Origin of the sequence: Clostridium sp. HBUAS56017 (assembly GCF_007115085.1) — a bacterium.
Taxonomy (GTDB): domain Bacteria; phylum Bacillota; class Clostridia; order Clostridiales; family Clostridiaceae; genus Clostridium; species Clostridium cibarium.
Genome location: NZ_SULK01000001.1, coordinates 336,394 through 355,655 on the forward strand (window position 1 = coordinate 336,394; position 19,262 = coordinate 355,655).

The window sequence follows — 19,262 nt, forward strand, 5'->3', positions numbered from 1 at the left end:
ATACCTAATTTTCAGAAAAATCAAACAAATTATTTCAATATTCCTAAATTAACTCACATTTATAACATTTTATCCTATTTTTCTTTATTTTCGTTATCTTTGTCATCTTCAAAATTAACTGTATAACTATAGACAGTTTCGTTTCCGTAATATTCCTTTTCCTCGTTTGAATTTTTCTTTGCAGAAACATCTTCCTTTACTTCATTGAACTTATTTTTAATAGCATCTGCAAATTCATTTGCCTTTTCCTTCACTTCATCTGCAGCTTTAGTTACATATTTATTTACTACTTCCACAGATCCATCAACTTTTGTAATTTCTATAGTGATTTTTGTAGCAACTGCAGCTATTACCCCGAAAGCTAATATAGATGGCATAATTATAGCTATTACACTTACAGCAATTCCTGCATTTACAGGAACATCTGCTAAAACATTGTCGTCTTTTTTGATTTTTATTCTAGCTACATTACCTTTTCTGATAAGTTCCTTTAACCATACTTTAAATTCTTCTATACTTTGTCCGTTATCATCTTCCATTTCTTCTGAAAAACTACCATCAGCTTTATTTTCATTTTCGATGTATATTATTGCATCTAATACATCGCCCTCACTAAACTCTAACGCTTCTTTAGCCTTAGCATAGCTAACTCCAGTTCTTTCTTTTACCTTATCAACATTTTCCAACGTAATTTTTTCCATATAAATCACTCCTTTAAATAATTTAACATTTCTAAACTTTTTGGTTTCTTGGAATAATTAGAAGAAATTATAAGAGTTGTTACCTTTTCAATTTCTTTTTTTATATCATTTGAAAGATTCAATTTATAAATCTTATCTGAAGGAGTATTCAATAGAAATCTTAAGGCATTATAGGCTCCCTTTGATATAAATAGTCCATGTTCTTTATTACACGCATCACATACTCCACCATAATAGGATAAACTAATATAATTAGTTGAAGAAATTTTCTTTTTACATATTGTACAATAATCTAAAGTTAATCCATAGCCAGTAGCTTTTAACAGTTTTAATTCAAAACATCTTATAAGCATTTCATAATCTATGGCATCTGTATTTAATAAATATAATATGGTTATAAACTCTTTAAAAAGCCATCCACTACTTTCTCCTTCTAACAATGCTATATCAATTAACTCACAAATATATGAAGAATATGTAAGTTTATCAAGATTGTCTAATAACCCTTGAAAAGAATTGATTATTTTACCTTCTTGCAAGTTATACAAACTTTTACCCTTAAAAACCAAATATTCTCCATAGCATAAAGGAAGAGTAGCTGCTAAATGCTTGCTCTTACTTTTTTTTGCTCCTTTTGCTATGATAGTTATTTTTCCCAAAGTATCGGTATACATCCAAACTAATTTGTCATTTTCCTTATAATCTTGTGTTTTTATAATAACACCTTTACATTTAAATAGTGACAGTAAAACCACCCCTATCTACTACTTATTTTTCTTATATCCAAGCTCTTTTAGAAGATTTTGATTATCTCTCCACTCTTTTCGAACTTTAACCCATATTTTAATATTTACTTTTGAATCTAAAAACCTCTCTAATTCATATCTTGCAGATTCACCAATTTTCCTTAAGCTTTGGCCATCTTTACCTATAATTATACCTTTATGCGAATCTTTTTCACAAATTAAATCTACTTCAATATGGTATGTTCCGTTTTCTTTTTGTTTCATTTGAATTACATCAACCGCTATTCCATGAGGAACCTCATCTCTTAAAGTCCTTAATGCCTTTTCTCTTACAAGTTCAGCAACAACAAATTTTTCTTGAACATCTGTAATCATATCTTCTGGGTAATATTGAGGCCCCTCTGGTAAATTCTCAACCATTAACTCTACTAGCTTATCAACATTTTTTCCCCTTAAAGCAGATATAGGAATTATTTCTTTAAAGTTAAATTCTTGTGAAAACTTAGCTAAAGACATAGCTACTTTTTCTTTTGTTGTTTCATCCACCTTATTTAACACTAAAAATACCGGCGCTTTTGAATTTTTTAAAGTCTCTAGTATAAATTTATCTCCTCTTCCTAATTCCTCATCTGGGTTAGTAATAAATATTACTAAATCAACTTCCTTCATTGATTCCTTTGCAGAATTCACCATATACTCTCCTAATTTATGTTTAGGCTTATGTATTCCTGGTGTATCTACAAAAACAATTTGATAATCTTTTGTAGTTAAAATTGTTTGAATATTATTTCTAGTAGTCTGTGGTTTATTAGAAACAATAGATAACTTTTCCCCCATTATATGATTCATTAAGGTTGATTTACCTACATTTGGTCTTCCTACTATAGTAACAAATCCTGATTTAAACATTATTCCTCCTTATTTATCCAAGTCTTCTTTTGTAAAAGTGCCTGGCATTATCTCCTCTAAAGTCTTTTCTAAAATTTCATTTTCATTTTTTATTATATATATTTTTGTATCCTTACTTTCTGCAAACTCTGAAATAACTTGCCTACATATTCCACATGGGTAAGTAAATGCATTTGGATCTCCTATTAGTGCAATAGCTTTTATAAGCCTATTTCCATGGGATATACCATTAAAAATAGCTGTTCTTTCTGCACAGTTAGTAGCACCAAATGATGCATTCTCTATATTACACCCTGTATATATTTTATCATCCTCAAACAAAACTGCTGCACCTACTTTAAAATTTGAGTAAGGACAATATGCATTTTCTCTAGCTTCTATAGCTTTTAATATCAATTCTTTATTAATCATAATAATTCCTCCAGCACTAATTGGATATATATTTATTAGCATACTCCCCATTAGATTAGCATATACTCATCATTTCTCGTTTATTCTAACATTTTTAAAGGACAATTTGTTAGATTTTATAAAAAAATATTAATATGAATAATCCAATATGATATATACCCGCAACAAATAAACATTTAAACTTCGTTTTTAAAAAGTTCTAAAAGCCTATGTAGTTTATATATTCATTAAAACCACACATACTCATAAATCATTGAATGTAACTTTTTCTCTCTAAACGAATCACTTCTCACGAAGCCTCTAAATATGCTATTCAATCTACATTATAGTTTTAATTATATTTTTCTTTCTCTAAATTTACAATGATAAATATGTAATTTCATATATAATACTCAATATTAAAACCGTCTTTTATTTCCACTATACTCCAAATTGAATTTACCAATGTAACTTTTCAAAAAAACTAATGAAACTAACTAATGTAATATATACTTAAATATAATTGCATTCTTATTACTCCACTCTACAAGCAATTAAAAATAAATTCCATAAAATACAATGAACAAAACTCCTATCCCTGTACAACCTAATTATAAAAATCAAACTAAAACTTGTTCATCATATTAAAGATAAAATTCTACTCTATTACTGTAACCCTTACCTGCTGGTTTTGTAATACTTTTAGTGTTAAATTCACCATTATTTTTTCTGTAATTTGAGTGAACATTCTTTCCATCGAAGTTTCCTGGCTTAAAATTGGATTTTTATGAATATCAACTTCAGTGAAAGTTGCATTTACTAATTCAACATAAGGCTTTTCATTAAATACCTCGGTAAATAAGAAACTCTGTTCACAAGGATCACGTCCAAACACTGGTTCTGCACAAACGTCACATACTTGAGGTTTATCTGTAAAAAACTCCAATTCACTTGTAGTTATGTTTTTGATAAAAATTGGTGGCCTAAGAAAAGTAATTCTAGTAGTGAAATTAAAAGGCACTTCAACTATACAATGTCTTGTATTTTCACAAGTATTTGCTGTTTCCGCTGTAGTACAAGTTTGAGCTTCATATTCTATATTTTTTCTTATAAACCCTGCTATAAATAATATTCCTGAATTAGGAGCTGCAATACTTGAGGAAAATGGAATAAGGCGAGATTGAGTTAAAAATAAATTCTTTTTAATTCGCTTAATCTCCATAACAGCTTGATGTAATGTGATAGTAGCTTCAACAGGAATGGTTATATTTGCTTCCGCCAATATAACCGGAAGCTTAACATATACACTTCCAGTTGAAATATTGGTTTCTTTAGATGGACCTTCTTTTACAGCATTATTATTGTCTTTCCCTGAGAACTCTTTATCATTCTCTTCTAAAAATTCTTCTTTACATGAATCTCCAATACTAATACGATTATTATTTTCTAAATTATCATATTGGAATGAAACATCTTTTTTATATTCCAAGTTACTTTCTTTGCTATAAACTTCCAAAGAATCATAATTATTATTTTTTACGTTATTGTCATTTATATTATTATATTCTATGCTACCAGCTTTTAAAGAATTAAAAAATTCACTTTTGGAAGTGTCAGTTTTATTACTATTTTTTTTATGATGTTCTTCATTATATTTTTTCTTATATGAATAATACTCATTCAGCCTTTTAAGATACTCTTCACGACATTTTTTCTTATATAAATAATATATAATCTGCCTTTTAAGATATTCTTCATACTGTTTTCTTTTACGTTGATTATACTTTTGTCTTGAATAGTACATTCTTCCCATAACATATCTCCTCCACTTAAGAATTTAATAAATTTAAGTATATAAATTTCAATAAATTTGATTCAAATAGTTCAAGATATTTTTTTACAATCTATAAGTATGGTTTTATTACTCAACAATCAATATATTGATTTAATGTTTATTCAGTTGTAAAATTATTTTTAAATTTTTGTACTACTATAAAATTCAGTTACAATATAGATTTAAATCAATATGCAATAGGAATTGATCAATATCTATCTTTCCATAAAAACAGACCTAATACCTCTCTTAGTAAGTCTTAGGTCTGTTTAATTCTTCGAAAATATTTTTAGATTTAAATTTTTTAGAATTCTATTCTATTGCTGTAATTCTTACCTGTTGGTTTTGTAATACTTTTAGTGTTAAATTTAATATTACTTTTTCTGTAAGTTTAGTAAACTTTTGTTCTGTAGGAGTTTTGCAGTTTAAAACTGGATTTGTGTGAATATCAACTTCAGTAATATCTGCTCTTACTAATTCAGTAAAAGGTTTTTCATTAAAAACTTCTCTAAACAAAGAACTCTGATCACAAGGATTACGTCCAATCACTGGATCTGAACAAACATCACAACTTTCAAGTTCATCTGTAAAAAATTCTAATTCTCTTGGAATAGTATTTTCAATAAAAATTGGTTGTCTAAGGAAAGTAATTCTAGTAGTAAAATTAAAAGGCACTTCAACTGTGCAGTGTCTTATATCTCCACAAACATTTGAACTTCCAACTGTAGTACAAGTTTGAGTTGCAAACTCAATATTCTTTCTTATAAAACCTGCTATAAATAATATTCCTGTACCAGGTCTATTATCTTGAGAAAATGGAATAATACGAGATTGAGTTAAAAATACATTCTTTTTAATTCGTTTAATTTCTAAAGCTACTTGGTCTAATGTGATTGTAGCCTCAACAGGAATGGTTATATTTGTCTCTGCCAATACAACTGGAATCTTAACGAATGTAGGTCCAGGTGTAATAACAGTAGGAGTTACAGAAATTTGTTCAGTTAGCGATTCTACTTGAGATTTAACCTTTGCACAAGAAGGATCTTTTACATATCCATAATCATTTGTATTTTCTTTATTATCGCTCATTATAATGTTCCTTTCATTTTCATCTAAATTGAATTCTATAATATATACTATTCAATTTTCCCCTTTTTTGTACAAAAACGGACAAAAATATTTTCCCTATATAATAAGTGTGCTTACAATTATCACGCTACATCTATTTACCTTATAACGCAAAAACTCCCCAACAACACTATATTAGTGTTGTTGGGGATATACTTGGTAGAGTCGATATACACCGACCCCTCCATTTAACTATCTAATTTCAGTAAATTTCTCATTTAATTAGGGTACAGTTCAGTTCTATAAAAAGAGCTCTTCATTTAATTAAAATTGTAAATCCATAAAAAATTCCACTATATAAGGTTATACAAGAATTTGCAAACAAGTAAAGCTCTTGAAATAATTTGTTATTATGCATATGCAAAATTTATTATTTATAATATAACTTAAATTTTAAATACAGTAAATATCAATAGTGTCAATATCATTCCAAATACCGCTCCAACTACCACTTCTGCTAAAGAATGCACCTCAGAATCAACCCTACTTTGTGCCGTTATAATTGCCATTAAAAAACTTAACATAATACATATGGGCTCTTCTGTAATAAGTGATATTGCTGTTGCTATTGAAAACGAAAGAGCACTGTGTCCACTTGGCATTCCACCTTTAAGAGGTGTTCCTTCACCAAATATAGCCTTTGCAATTATTGTTACTATACATACTATTACTAATACTATAAATATAGTATAGGGATGAGAATTTTTAACTTTATGTACTACTACATAAGAAAAATCAGATAACTTATCCCAAAAAATAACGTAACCTACCACCATAGCGTTTATAGCTGTAATAAGGACTCCACCAGCAGCTGCATTCTTAGCTATTTTAGCTAGAGGATGATAATAATTGGTAGTCATATCAATCGCCGCCTCTATGGCTGTATTAATAAGTTCTGCAGATATTACAAGAGTTATCGTTACTGCTAGAACTAAGAATTCCACCTTAGAAACATCAAAGCAAAAACATGCTATTAAAACGACTAATGCAGCACACAAATGAATTTTCATGTTCCTTTGAGTTCTAACAGTATCTATAACCCCATCAATAGCATGATTAAAACTATCAACTAACTTCTTTAACTTCATCCCAATCACCCTCTTACTCTATACGAGTATTATATTCTCTTAATATTTAATTTATCTAAAATTTCTTCCTCTCTTCTTCTCATAATCTTCTTTTCCTCTTCATCCATATGATCATATCCTAGTAAATGCAGTACTGAATGCACTACCAAATATGATGCTTCTCTTTGAAAAGAATGATTATACTCTTTACCTTGCTCCTCAGCCTTTTCCAAAGAAAGGACTATATCTCCAAGAACCAGCTGATCTCCATCCATAAATGTTTCATCAAAAACTTTATCTTTATAACATTCTTTATACACCTTTCTCTCAGGATAATCTAACATAGGAAAAGAAAGAACATCTGTTACTCTATCTATTCCTCTATTCTCCTTGTTAATTTCTTTAATCTCTTCATTATCTACAAAAACTAAAGAAACCTCACAAGGGATTGTTACCTCCTCTTCCTCTAATGCAAAAGCTATAGTATCTTCTAACCCTCTAATTATATCATCATTAACATCTATTTTTTCTTGTCTATTATCAACGTATATCATATTATACTCCTTTTAATACATATAAAAATTTATCATTTCTTTAAATCTTTAATTTTTTCAGTAGGATATTCTATCCTCTGATGATAGATTCCGCTTAGTGATTTCAAGAAACTTTTTCTTATTTTATCCAAATCCCTTAAAGTCAAATCGCAATTGTCTAATTGACCTGTATATAGCTTATCTTTAATTATATTATTAACCATTTCTTCAATTTTCCCTTTTGTAGGATCACTTATAGATCTTACTGCCGCTTCTGTTGAGTCAGCAAGCATTATAAGACCTGCTTCTTTGCTACTTGGTATTGGACCTTTATATCTAAAATCTTCTTCTCTAACATCTTCTGGATGCTCAGAATTATTTTTTACAGTTAAATAAAAATATTTTACCAAAGTAGTTCCATGATGTTCTATTAGTATATCCTGTATAACTTTAGGTAATTTATACTCCTTAGCAAGTTCTAAACCATCCTTAATATGTGACACAATAATAAGAGTACTTAAGCTTGCATTTATCTTTTTATGAGGATTGTCCTTATTCATTTGATTTTCTTTAAAGAAATAAGGTCTTAAAATCTTTCCTACATCATGATAGTAGGCTCCTATCCTTGTTACAACTGGATCCGCATCGACTTCTTCTGCCGCCATTTCAGCTAAATTAGCAACCATAACACTATGATGATAAGTTCCTGGTGCCTCCATTAATAATCTCCTTAAAAGTGGACTATTAGGGTTACTAAGCTCTAATAACTTTAATGTGGTTACTATATCAAAAGCTCCTTCTAAAAACGGTAGCAATCCAATAGATAATATACCTGATATAAATACCCCCATAACAGCCAGTAATGTGTTTATAAGTATATCTGCCATATTGCTTGATAATATCACACTTACTGTAAAACTTGATATTCCGCTTAAAACTAAAATTATAACAGATGCATATAATATATCATTTCTTTGTTGCATTTTTCTAAGAACCGTAGCTCCAAGTAGAGCATTCAAAACTGCCAAAATCATTATAGCTGGATTAAATTCAACTATAGCTCCTATAATCACAGCATTTAAAGTGCTCACAAATATAGAGATTCTATAATTTACAAGCAAAGTAATTAACATAGGTGCCCAAGCAAGAGGAATCAAATATGGTGATCCAATACTTACCACTCTCGCAATCACTAATGATAATACGTTAAGCAGATTGATTAAACCTAGCATCTTAACATTGGAATATATCTCTTTATGATTCTTATATATATATCTATATTCTATATAAAGAATTACTCCTAAAAATGCTGCTAACACAAAATACAATAAGAAAAATCCTTTTCCAGAATTCTCACTTAAAAGACCTAACTCTGTTAAAATCTGAATTTGACTTGCAGTTACAGGTTCTCCTTCTTTTACAATAGTTTGATTCTTCTTTATAAGTACTTTATCAGTATTCTTTTGAACTTCTTTTTTCTTTTCTTCAGTCTTCTCTTCGTCATAAAAAAAGTTAGGTTGTATTTGTGCTGTCACAATTTTCTTTAATAAAGTAATCATATTGGAATCTAGTTTTAACTCATCTATCTTTTGTGATGCTTGCTGTCTTGCTTCCACTAATCTATCTTTATTATCATCTTCAATATTTTTTTCATAAACTCCATCTACTATTGAAGATATATCATCCTTAATCTCCAATAGCTGATCTTTAGTGAGTTGTATAAGAATCTTACACTCTCCATCATTTAATTTGATTGGTTCGTATTTTTCTAATGAAGAAATCTTCTCTCCTTCTTGACTTGATGTTGAATTAACACTGATAACTTTCTCTATTAATCCCTCTAAATTTGTTTCAGCTTGTTTTTTAACCTCACCTTTCAAAGTAAATTGCTTATCTACGCTTTCAAGAGCTTGTTTTAATTTTGCATCTGACGCAGTTTCATCTACAGTCTCTCTAGGAGCTTTTATATCAATCCTAGCGATTTCACCTTCACTTAAATCATACTTTTTAGGTGCCACTGAAGTCACTAATAATACATATGTCACCATAAAAGTAATTACAAACAAAAATGTTCTCTTTGTATTATATTTAATATCTAAATTTTTTTGCTTTTTCATAACGATGTATCTCACCTTCTTATCTATAGACCTTTTATCAATTAGGTGTCACAGCTATATTCTGTTCAACTAAAAACATAACTTTTATTCTAACTTTTCCATCTTCAATATCCTGCACATTAATTTCTTTATTGGTTATTTGGGCATCATTAGTTAATGACTTTAATAGCGATTCTTCCAGCTGATTTGCTGCTTTCTTAACAATTTCATCTTTGTTTTCATTAACTTCTTTTTCTTCACGCTGAAAATACATAACCTCATTGATAACTCCTCTATTAGTTTCTATTTTATCATAATACTTAAATTTATTTATAGCTTTTTTTAAGTAAATTTTCCTACCACAAATATTTAAATATACATCGTTATCTATATGCCCCGTCCTTTCTAACTTCTTTCCGCTTATCTGAAGCTCCATCTCTTTCTCATAAAAAGTATTTGCTATTACAGTTCCCTTTGCAGGAACTTGGTATTCATCCCCTTCCCTTCCTTGAATTCCACTTATCAAAACATCTCCTTCTCTCACTATATCACCAGAAACCACCTTTGCTGTTCCTGAATTTACATATACCCTTTTAATTTCACCATCCATACCTGCTACACAATCTCCTATATGAGCATTAGTTAATTTTGGTGGTGTTACCTTTTCCTCAATTACTATCTTTAAAGTAGACCCTTCTATTCTAGCTCTTATCCAAAGTATATTACTGTTTATATCCTCCAACTTTTTTTCCAGAGCATAAACATTAATATCTCCTTTACTTATTCCAGGTTTTACACCAAGTTCAGTAAGCTCTTTTCTAATTTCGTATGGTGCTATATTTTCCTTTGTAGATATATCTACAGCCCAAATTTGATTTGATAATAAATATAGACCTCCTATAAAAACGACCCCACCTATTATTAATGAAATTTGCTTTTTCATTCTTGATACTACAAATATAAAACCTTCACGGTGAATAATCTTTACTTTTCCTCTACATTTTTTTACCACTTTCTCTACTTCACTATAATTTTCATAATCTATTTCTAATCTAATAGTAGTGATATCTATTCTGTTAGCCTTTTCAATTATTACGTTTTCTTTCCATAAAAGGTTTAAAAATTTTTCAGGTATAGGAACACTAACATCTAAAACAAGTTTTCCAGTTTTAAGTTTGTCAAACATTATCATATAGAATAACCTTCATAAATAATTGCTTTAAATTCACCACTTATTGTTATAGTGTCTCCCCCTATGTATAATATTTCAAAATTACCTCCTTGTACTTTTATAATTCCAACGCTAGTATTTATTTTCATTTCTTTTTTTTCAAAAGCTACTATACCCTTATAATTTTCAATAACAATTTCCCTATCACTTGTCACAATAATTCTAGGTGTATCCATAATTAATTCCCTTGGAATTTTCAACTTATCAATGATAGTTTCTTTATTTCTATTTTTTTTGCTCTCCACTTTTATCTCCCCTAATTATTTCTATCATTGTAATTTATGTTTTAAAGCAAAAAAAAATAACAAAAAGAACTCCTAAGAGTTCTTTTGCTATTTATTAGTTAAATATTCTTTAACGAATTGACTTACAAGTTTGCCGTCAGCTTTACCTAATGTTTTAGGTCTAACTAAAGCCATAACTTTTCCCATGTCTTTAATGCTACTAGCGCCCGCTTCTATAGCTGATTCTTCTACTATTTGTTTAATTTCTACTTCACTTAACTGCTGAGGAAGGTATTCTAGCAAGATTTCAATTTCAGCTTTATTCTGGTCTACTAAATCTTGTCTATTTCCCTTTTCGAATTCAAGCATAGCTTCTCTTCTCTGCTTGACTTCCTTAGCTAATATTTCAATAGCTTCTGCATCTTCAACTTTTCTATTATCAGTTTTTTCAACTAACAATATCGATGATTTAGCAGTACTTATAACATTAGCTTTAAATTTATCTTTAGATTTCAATGCAGCTTTCCAATCTTCTTGAAGTCTCTCTTTTATTGTTGGCATATATCATACCTTCTTTCAAAAAGAAATTGTTCTACTTGAACTTTCTCTTTCTAGCAGCTTCTGATTTCTTTTTTTTCTTTACGCTTGGCTTTTCGTAATGTTCTCTCTTCCTAACTTCTGAAAGAACTCCAGCTCTAGCACATTTTCTCTTAAATCTTCTTAACGCACTTTCAAGTGTTTCGTTTTCTCCAACTTTTATCTCTGACATTAATTATCCCTCCCTCCGCTAGCTAAAATCTCTAATTCAACTCAGCTACGGGCTTAATAACACACGGTATATTATACAATAGTTTTTCGATTGCTGTCAATAACTCTTATCAATTTATAGAAATTTTAACCTGGTGGCCAAGCTAAACTTCTTCCTCCAAGTACATGAAAATGCATATGATGTACTGTTTGGCCTCCATCTTTTCCTGTGTTATTTACAATTCTATAACCATTTTTATCAATTCCTAATTCACTAACTAGTTTATTAATAGTTTTGAAAATATGTGAAACAATTTCTGCATTATCTTCATTTAATGAATTTACACTTTCTATATGCTCTTTTGGTATCACCAAGAAATGCACTGGTGCTCCTGGATTTATATCATAAAAAGCATATACATTATCATCTTCATATATCTTCTTACTAGGAATTTCGCCTTTGATTATTTTGCAAAAAATACAATCTTCCATAAATTCACCCCCTTTAACTTATTTTAAATACGTAGCTACTCCATAATCTTCTTTTGCTTCTTCTATTCTGCAATTAACTATTTGCCCCTTCATATTTTCAGGCATATCATGAACTTCAACCTTTATATAATTTCTAGTATAACCTTCATAAACACCTTTTTTATCCCTTACTTCTTGTTCTATTAAGACATCTAAATCTTCTCCAATATAGTTTTCTATAAAGGCTTTTTCATTTTTATTATTTAAATCAATTAAAGCTTTACTTCTTTCTTCTTTGATATTGCCATCTACTTGATTAGGCATATCTGATGCCTTAGTTCCCTTTCTTGGGCTATATTTAAATACATGAGTCTTAGTAAGTTTAAGCCTACTTAAAAAATCGTAAGTTTCTTTAAATTCTTCTTCAGTTTCTCCTGGAAATCCTACTATTACATCAGTAGTAATAGAAACATCCTTAATATTTTCTCTTAAAACATTAACTATATTTTCATATTCTTCTGCACTATATCTTCTATTCATTCTCTTTAAAGTAGCATTGCATCCACTTTGAAGTGACAAATGAAATTGAGGACATAGCTTTTTCATATTCTTTATCTTTTCCACAACTTCAGGTGTAAAGAAAGCTGGTTCTATTGAACCTATTCTAACCCTTTCGATACCATCAAGTCTTTCTATTTTCTCTAAAAGATCTACTAAAGTTATAGTTCCTTCTAAATCTACTCCATAGGAAGCTGTATGAATTCCTGATAAAATTATTTCTTTAAAGCCATGTTCACTTAGCTTATTAATCTCTTCTATTACCTTCTCAGGGTTCTTTGAACATACAGATCCTCTTGCATATGGTATCAAGCAAAATGTACAGAACCTATTACATCCATCCTGTATCTTTAAGAACGCCCTAGTTTTATCTTGATATTCTTCTATATTAAGTTCTTCAAACTTATTATTTTTTAAAACACCTTCTACATGAACTTGAACTTCTTTTTCATCTCTTGCCTTATTAACATAGTATACCACATCTCCCTTATTTCTGGTACCCAATACAACATCTACACCTTCAATTTTTGATACTTCGCCTGGAGCCATTTGTGAATAACAACCTACAACAGCTATAACAGCATTTTCATTTTGCCTTCTAGCTCTGCTTATTATTTGTCTAGATTTTTTATCTCCCATATTTGTTACAGTACAAGTATTTATAACATATACATCAGATACTTCTGAAAAATCTGTCACTTCATAGCCATCTCTAATAAACTTTTCAGCCATAGCTTCTGATTCATATTGGTTTACTCTACATCCTAGTGTAGCAAATGCAACTTTCATTAAACTTTTCCTCCTAAATCCCCTAACTCATATTGTACTAAAGCTGTAGCTGTAAAACCTGCTGTTTCAGTTCTTAATATTCTACTGCCAAGTGTTATTATATAAGCTCCTTGATCTTTTAGTTCATTTATTTCTTCTTCCTGAAATCCACCTTCTGGTCCTATCATTATCCCCACTTTTCTTATAAACTTTAACTTATCCTTTTCTTTGAGATCTGCTATAAGGGCCTTAATTCCAAAATTCTCCGCATTTTCATATGGTACTAAAAACAAATCCATACTACTTAACTTTTTCAACGCTTCTTGGAATGTAATTGGGTCAGATACCTTAGGTATTATACTTCTTTTACTTTGCTTCGCAGCTTCTAATGCTATTCTATTTAATCTATCAAGTTTTTTAAACTCACCTTTTAATTTAACATCAACTCTATCAGTTATAGTTGGAATAAACTCTGTTATTCCAAGTTCAGTTCCCTTTTGAACTATTAAATCCATCTTTTGAGCCTTTGGCAAGCCTTGAAACAAATAGACTTCAATAGAGCTTTCATTGTTAGTTTCAATTTTTTCTAGTATATTAACAATAACTTCTGTCTTTGAAACCTCTGAAATTTCGCCTAAATATTCTGTACCATTACAGTTATTCAAAATTATTTTTTCACCTTCTGATAACCTTAAAACTTTGTAAATATGCTTAACATCATCACCAGTTATTCTGCCCTGATCCAAACTAACATTTTCTGGTGGTGTGAAAAACTTATGCATAATATTCCTCCTTATTTAAGTTTAGCTATAATACAATTCCATTCTCCGTCTTTATTAACTGCCAAAACTTCAAATCCGCATTCTTCTAACTTTTTAGTTACCATATCAACTCTATCGTGAATTATTCCTGATGATATAAAGTATCCACCTTCTTTAAGAACTCTACTAACATCTTCAGTTAATATGCATACAATTTCAGCTAATATGTTTGCAACTACTATATTGGCCTTGTCATCTATTACTTCAATTAGATTTCCATGTAATATTTCTATATTATTCAGGTTATTATACCCTACATTTTCTATAGCTGATTCTACTGCAACTGGATCTAAATCTACTCCAATAGCTTTTTTAGCGCCTAGTTTTGCTGCTGTTATAGCTAGTATTCCTGATCCACATCCTACATCTATTACTGTACTATCCTTTTCTACATACTTTTCTAAAGCCTGAATACACATCTTTGTGGTTTCATGGTCTCCTGTACCAAAAGCCATACCTGGATCAAGTTCAACTATAAGATCTCCTTTTTTTTCTTCATATTCTTCCCAAATAGGCTTAACTATAATTTTTTTACCTATTTTTGTTGGCTTATAATATTTTTTCCAAGTATTAGCCCAATCTTCTTCAAACATTTCTTCTGATTCAACTAATCCTTTTCCAATATCTATACCTAACTCTTTTATTTCTTCAACTTTTTCTTTTATATAAGCTAATATTTCTTCTATACTGTCTTCTTCTGAGAAATATCCTTTAACTACAGCTACTTCCCCTTTATGCTCTAAAACATTTATATCAGCAAAATCCCAAGTTAAAGGACCTTGTTCTCTACCTAATATATCTTCTGGATCTTCAATTGCTACTCCCTTACAGTTAAGACTATAAAATATACCTGAGATAGGTTCTAAAGCCTCACTCTTAGTAATAACTCTAATTTCTATCCATTTACCTTCCAAAAAAATCACATTCCTCTCTTCACTTTATCGACTAATATATAATTTTACACTTTTAAAAAGTATTGTGTCAATACAAACCCGCATTCTTACAGCATATTCTGAAGAATATAAGAATATTTCCATATATATGGCGAAGAATATTTCCATATAATAATAAATATTCTTCATCATATTTATTCTTTATTTTTCCTGGATCTCTATTTAACTACAACTCCTAAAAGTCCTACAATCTCCATAGCTTGAGATGGTGATATTATTGCTCCCTTAAGTTCTTTGCCAGTTAAATTTAAAGCTGATATTTCAGAATCTCTAAAATCAATTCCATTAAGATCCGTATTCATAAAATCAGCTTCATTTAATTTGCACTCTTTAAATTCCAAATTCTTAAATTTACTTTCTAGAAAAGTTGCGCCCTCTAAATTACAATTAACAAAACCTACATCCTTCATCTTACAATAAGCCATATCCCCATATCTCAAAACAGATTCATTAAACAAAACATTTTGCATATTGCTTTCTCCGAAATTGCTTCCAGTAAGTTTACAATTGTCAAATTCTACTCTATGAATACTTCCATCTGAAAAATCAATATTAGATAAATCACAATTTTCAAATTTAACATCTAATAAATCTATATTTCTAAAAACACAATTACTAAAAACTACATTTTTAAAATATGTTCCTCTAATCTCTATCCGTTCTTCCACATCTTCCACTAGATCTCCACTGACAAAACTATCTGTTAACTCTCTTTCATTGATCAAAACTTCATTAATACTTTCACTAAAATCAACTAATTCCTTGCTTAAATTAGGTTTATCTATTTTTGCTTTAACCATTTTTTATTCTCCTCATAAATACATTTCTTCTTAACCTACATAATAGCATAATTTAATAAAAAAATTACTTTCAACTTAATTATTACAAATTACGAAAAAAACTATCCTAAAGATACTCATCCCTAGGATAGTTTTTATTTTATTTACGGAAAAAGCCTTTTTTGTGCTTTTCTTCTTTAACAACTTCTTCTCCTGAAGCTTCCATAAATGCTCTTAAAGCTTCTTTTTGTTTTTCATTAAGATTCTTCGGAATATCAACTATAACTTTTACATATTGATCTCCTCGTCCACTAGAATTAACTCTTGGAACCCCCTTACCCTTTAATCTAAATAAAGTTCCTGATTGAGTACCTTCTGGAATAGTATATTTTACATCTCCATCTACAGTTGGTACTTTTATTTCAGTACCTAAAGCAGCATTTCCCATAGAAATATGAGCGTCAACGTAAACATCATTACCCTTTCTAGTAAACTTCTTAGAAGGAGCAACTCTTAATCTAACATATAAGTCTCCTGGTGAGCCACCATTTTCTCCATGTTCACCTTGCCCTCTAAGAGGCATTACATTACCTGTATCAACTCCTGCTGGAATATTAACAGTAATCTTTCTATTCTTTCTAACCTTCCCTTTACCTCTACAATCATGACAAGGTTTTTCTACAATCTTACCTGTACCACCACATCTATCACATGTTGTAGTGCTTACAAAATTTCCGAGAGGAGTCTGTCTTTGTACTCTAACTTGACCTGAACCTCCACAATGCGAACATGTAGTAGGGCTAGTTCCAGGTTCAGCACCACTTCCGTGACAAGTTTCACACGACTCACTTCTTGTAACAGATATTTCCTTTTTGACACCAAATATTGCTTCTTCAAAAGTTAAATTTAAACTATATTCAAGGTCATTTCCTCTTCTTGGCCCATTTCTTCTTTGTGAACCACCGCCACCACCAAAGAAAGTGTCAAAAATATCACCAAAACCGCCCATATCTGAGAAATCAAAGCCGCCAAAGCCACCCCCTGAGCCAAATCCACCGCCATTAAAATCAGCTGTTCCAAACTGATCATAACGTGCTTTTTTTTCAGGATCTGAAAGCACTTGATAAGCCTCATTAATTTCCTTAAACTTAGCTTCAGCTTCCTGATTCCCTTGATTCTTATCAGGATGGTACTTTATAGCTTGCTTTCTAAAGGCTCTTTTTATTTCATCATCACTAGCACCTTTTTGTAGCCCCAGGACTTCGTAATAGTCTTTATTTGCCATCTACTTATTCCACCACCTAGTATCTATATTGCTATTTTCTATTAAGATTTTTACTTAACAAAAGGGAAGACGACTTATTTTCTGCCTTCCCTCTTGTATTATATAAGATCAGCCTATTTCTGACAACTACTTATCTTCGTCAACCTTGAAATCTGCATCTACTACATTTTCATCTTTTGGAGCTGCTCCTTGGTTTGCTCCTCCCATGTTGTTTGGATCAAATCCTTCAGCTCCTGGTTGTGCCCCTGCATCAGCATATAATTTTGAAGAAATTGCATAGAATTCTTGAGTTAATTCTTCAACAGCCTTCTTAATAGCTTCTAAATCTTCTCCATCTTTAACCTTTTTAACTTCTTCAAGTTTAGCTTCTACCTTAGCCTTATCTTCAGCACTTACCTTGTCTCCAAGTTCACCTAAAGTCTTTTCTGTTTGGTATATAACTTGCTCTGCATTGTTATGAACTTCTATTTTTTCTTTTCTCTTCTTATCTTCTTCAGCAAACTTTTCAGCTTCCTTAACAGCATTTTCTACTTCACTGTCACTTAAATTAGTTGAAGCAGTTATTGTTATATTAGCTTCCTTACCAGTTCCTTTATCCATAGCTGATACTTTAACAATACCATTAGCATCTATATCAAATGTAACTTCGATTTGAGGAATTCCTCTTGGTGCTGGTGCTATTCCTGATAATGTGAATTGCCCTAATGTCTTGTTATCAGCAGCCATTTGTCTTTCACCTTGAACTACATGAATTTCAACTGAAGTTTGACCATCAGCAGCTGTTGAGAATACTTGGCTCTTCTTAGCTGGTATAGTTGTATTTCTTTCTATTAAAGGTGTAGCAACCCCACCTAAAGTTTCAATACCTAGTGTTAAAGGAGTAACATCTAATAATAATACATCCTTAACTTCTCCAGTTAATACACCTGCTTGAATAGCTGCACCTATAGCAACACATTCATCTGGATTAACTCCTTTTGAAGGATCTTTTCCTGTAAAGCTCTTAACAGCATCTTGAACAGCTGGAATTCTTGTTGATCCACCAACTAATATTACTTTATCTACTTGCCCAATTGAAAGTCCAGCATCAGATAATGCTTTCTTCATTGGTTCTACAGATCTTTGAACTAAGTCATGAGTTAATTCATTAAATTTAGCTCTAGTTAAGTTCATATCTATGTGCTTTGGACCAGTAGCATCTGCTGTAATAAATGGTAAGTTAATATTTGTTTGAGTTGATGAAGATAATTCTATCTTAGCTTTTTCAGCTGCTTCTTTTAATCTTTGAAGAGCCATCTTATCATTTCTTAAATCTATTCCATTTTCAGCCTTAAATGTTTCAGCTATATAATCCATGATCTTGTTATCAAAATCATCTCCACCTAGCTTAGTATCTCCATTTGTTGATAATACTTCGAACACACCATCACCAAGTTCAAGTATAGATACATCGAAAGTACCACCACCTAGATCATAAACTAAGATTTTCTCACTATGATCAGTCTTATCTAATCCATATGCAAGTGATGCTGCAGTTGGTTCGTTTATAATTCTTAATACTTCAAGTCCTGCTATCTTACCAGCATCCTTTGTTGCTTGTCTTTCAGCATCATTAAAGTAAGCTGGAACTGTAATTACTGCTTGAGTAACTGTTTCCCCTAAGTAAGCTTCTGCATCAGCCTTAATCTTTTGAAGAATCATTGCTGATATTTCTTGTGGTGAATAGTCCTTACCATCAATATTTGTTTTATGGTTAGTACCCATTTCTCTCTTTATTGATATTATTGTTTTATCTGGATTTGTTATCGCTTGTCTTTTTGCAACTTGCCCAACTAGCCTTTCTCCATTAGCTTGGAAAGAAACAACTGAAGGAGTAGTTCTAGCCCCTTCTGAGTTTGCTATAACAACTGGTTCTCCACCTTCCATAACTGCTACACATGAATTTGTTGTACCTAAGTCAATTCCTATAATTTTTCCCATAATTTATTTTCCTCCTTAAAAATAGATTTCTCTATTCTTTA

20 protein-coding genes are annotated in these 19,262 nt (G+C 30.5%); all 20 read right to left on the bottom strand.

Annotated features, from left to right (window positions below; translation table 11 throughout):
• Positions 1–74 precede the first annotated feature (74 nt).
• Positions 75–701, bottom strand: coding sequence for a DUF4342 domain-containing protein (locus FAY47_RS01780; protein WP_143314679.1), 627 nt, complete (start codon positions 699–701; stop codon positions 75–77).
• A gap of 5 nt (positions 702–706) precedes the next feature.
• On the bottom strand, positions 707–1,456 hold the full coding sequence (gene recO, locus FAY47_RS01785) for a DNA repair protein RecO (protein WP_143314680.1): 750 nt from the start codon (positions 1,454–1,456) through the stop codon (positions 707–709).
• Positions 1,457–1,465: 9 nt separating this feature from the next.
• Positions 1,466–2,356, bottom strand: a complete 891-nt coding sequence (gene era, locus FAY47_RS01790) for a GTPase Era (protein ID WP_143314681.1) — start codon at positions 2,354–2,356, stop codon at positions 1,466–1,468.
• A 9-nt stretch (positions 2,357–2,365) separates the two neighbouring features.
• On the bottom strand, positions 2,366–2,767 hold the full coding sequence (locus FAY47_RS01795) for a cytidine deaminase (protein ID WP_143314682.1): 402 nt from the start codon (positions 2,765–2,767) through the stop codon (positions 2,366–2,368).
• Positions 2,768–3,404: 637 nt separating this feature from the next.
• Positions 3,405–4,559, bottom strand: a complete 1,155-nt coding sequence (locus FAY47_RS20140; protein ID WP_185966685.1) for a CsxC family protein — start codon at positions 4,557–4,559, stop codon at positions 3,405–3,407.
• A gap of 333 nt (positions 4,560–4,892) precedes the next feature.
• Positions 4,893–5,669, bottom strand: coding sequence for a CsxC family protein (locus tag FAY47_RS01805; protein ID WP_143314683.1), 777 nt, complete (start codon positions 5,667–5,669; stop codon positions 4,893–4,895).
• 425 nt (positions 5,670–6,094) lie between these two features.
• Positions 6,095–6,796 (bottom strand): diacylglycerol kinase, encoded by a 702-nt coding sequence (locus FAY47_RS01810; protein ID WP_143314684.1) that lies wholly within the window; start codon positions 6,794–6,796, stop codon positions 6,095–6,097.
• A gap of 29 nt (positions 6,797–6,825) precedes the next feature.
• Positions 6,826–7,329 carry an rRNA maturation RNase YbeY gene (gene ybeY, locus FAY47_RS01815; protein WP_143314685.1) on the bottom strand — a complete coding sequence of 168 codons (504 nt, stop codon included), beginning with the start codon at positions 7,327–7,329 and terminating at the stop codon, positions 6,826–6,828.
• 32 nt (positions 7,330–7,361) lie between these two features.
• Complete coding sequence (locus FAY47_RS01820) at positions 7,362–9,425, bottom strand: HDIG domain-containing metalloprotein (protein WP_143314686.1); 2,064 nt, start codon at positions 9,423–9,425, stop codon at positions 7,362–7,364.
• A gap of 37 nt (positions 9,426–9,462) precedes the next feature.
• Positions 9,463–10,596, bottom strand: a complete 1,134-nt coding sequence (gene yqfD / locus FAY47_RS01825) for a sporulation protein YqfD (protein WP_347562777.1) — start codon at positions 10,594–10,596, stop codon at positions 9,463–9,465.
• Positions 10,593–10,880, bottom strand: coding sequence for a sporulation protein YqfC (gene yqfC, locus FAY47_RS01830; protein WP_143314687.1), 288 nt, complete (start codon positions 10,878–10,880; stop codon positions 10,593–10,595). Before yqfC ends, yqfD begins: the two co-directional genes overlap by 4 nt.
• Positions 10,881–10,967: 87 nt before the next feature.
• Positions 10,968–11,420 carry a GatB/YqeY domain-containing protein gene (locus FAY47_RS01835; RefSeq protein WP_143314688.1) on the bottom strand — a complete coding sequence of 151 codons (453 nt, stop codon included), beginning with the start codon at positions 11,418–11,420 and terminating at the stop codon, positions 10,968–10,970.
• Positions 11,421–11,451: 31 nt separating this feature from the next.
• Positions 11,452–11,628, bottom strand: coding sequence for a 30S ribosomal protein S21 (rpsU, locus tag FAY47_RS01840; protein WP_008429643.1), 177 nt, complete (start codon positions 11,626–11,628; stop codon positions 11,452–11,454).
• A 125-nt stretch (positions 11,629–11,753) separates the two neighbouring features.
• Entirely contained in the window at positions 11,754–12,098 is a 345-nt protein-coding gene (locus FAY47_RS01845; protein WP_143314689.1) for a histidine triad nucleotide-binding protein, read from the bottom strand.
• Between the two features lie 18 nt (positions 12,099–12,116).
• Positions 12,117–13,424, bottom strand: a complete 1,308-nt coding sequence (gene mtaB / locus FAY47_RS01850) for a tRNA (N(6)-L-threonylcarbamoyladenosine(37)-C(2))-methylthiotransferase MtaB (protein WP_143314690.1) — start codon at positions 13,422–13,424, stop codon at positions 12,117–12,119.
• Entirely contained in the window at positions 13,424–14,185 is a 762-nt protein-coding gene (locus tag FAY47_RS01855) for an RsmE family RNA methyltransferase (protein WP_143314691.1), read from the bottom strand. Before FAY47_RS01855 ends, mtaB begins: the two co-directional genes overlap by 1 nt.
• 11 nt (positions 14,186–14,196) lie before the next feature.
• Complete coding sequence (prmA, locus tag FAY47_RS01860) at positions 14,197–15,138, bottom strand: 50S ribosomal protein L11 methyltransferase (RefSeq protein ID WP_143314770.1); 942 nt, start codon at positions 15,136–15,138, stop codon at positions 14,197–14,199.
• Between the two features lie 197 nt (positions 15,139–15,335).
• Positions 15,336–15,977, bottom strand: a complete 642-nt coding sequence (locus tag FAY47_RS01865) for a pentapeptide repeat-containing protein (RefSeq protein ID WP_143314692.1) — start codon at positions 15,975–15,977, stop codon at positions 15,336–15,338.
• A gap of 139 nt (positions 15,978–16,116) precedes the next feature.
• Positions 16,117–17,241, bottom strand: coding sequence for a molecular chaperone DnaJ (gene dnaJ / locus FAY47_RS01870; RefSeq protein WP_143314693.1), 1,125 nt, complete (start codon positions 17,239–17,241; stop codon positions 16,117–16,119).
• A 126-nt stretch (positions 17,242–17,367) separates the two neighbouring features.
• Complete coding sequence (gene dnaK, locus FAY47_RS01875) at positions 17,368–19,221, bottom strand: molecular chaperone DnaK (protein WP_143314694.1); 1,854 nt, start codon at positions 19,219–19,221, stop codon at positions 17,368–17,370.
• Positions 19,222–19,262: the final 41 nt, after the last annotated feature.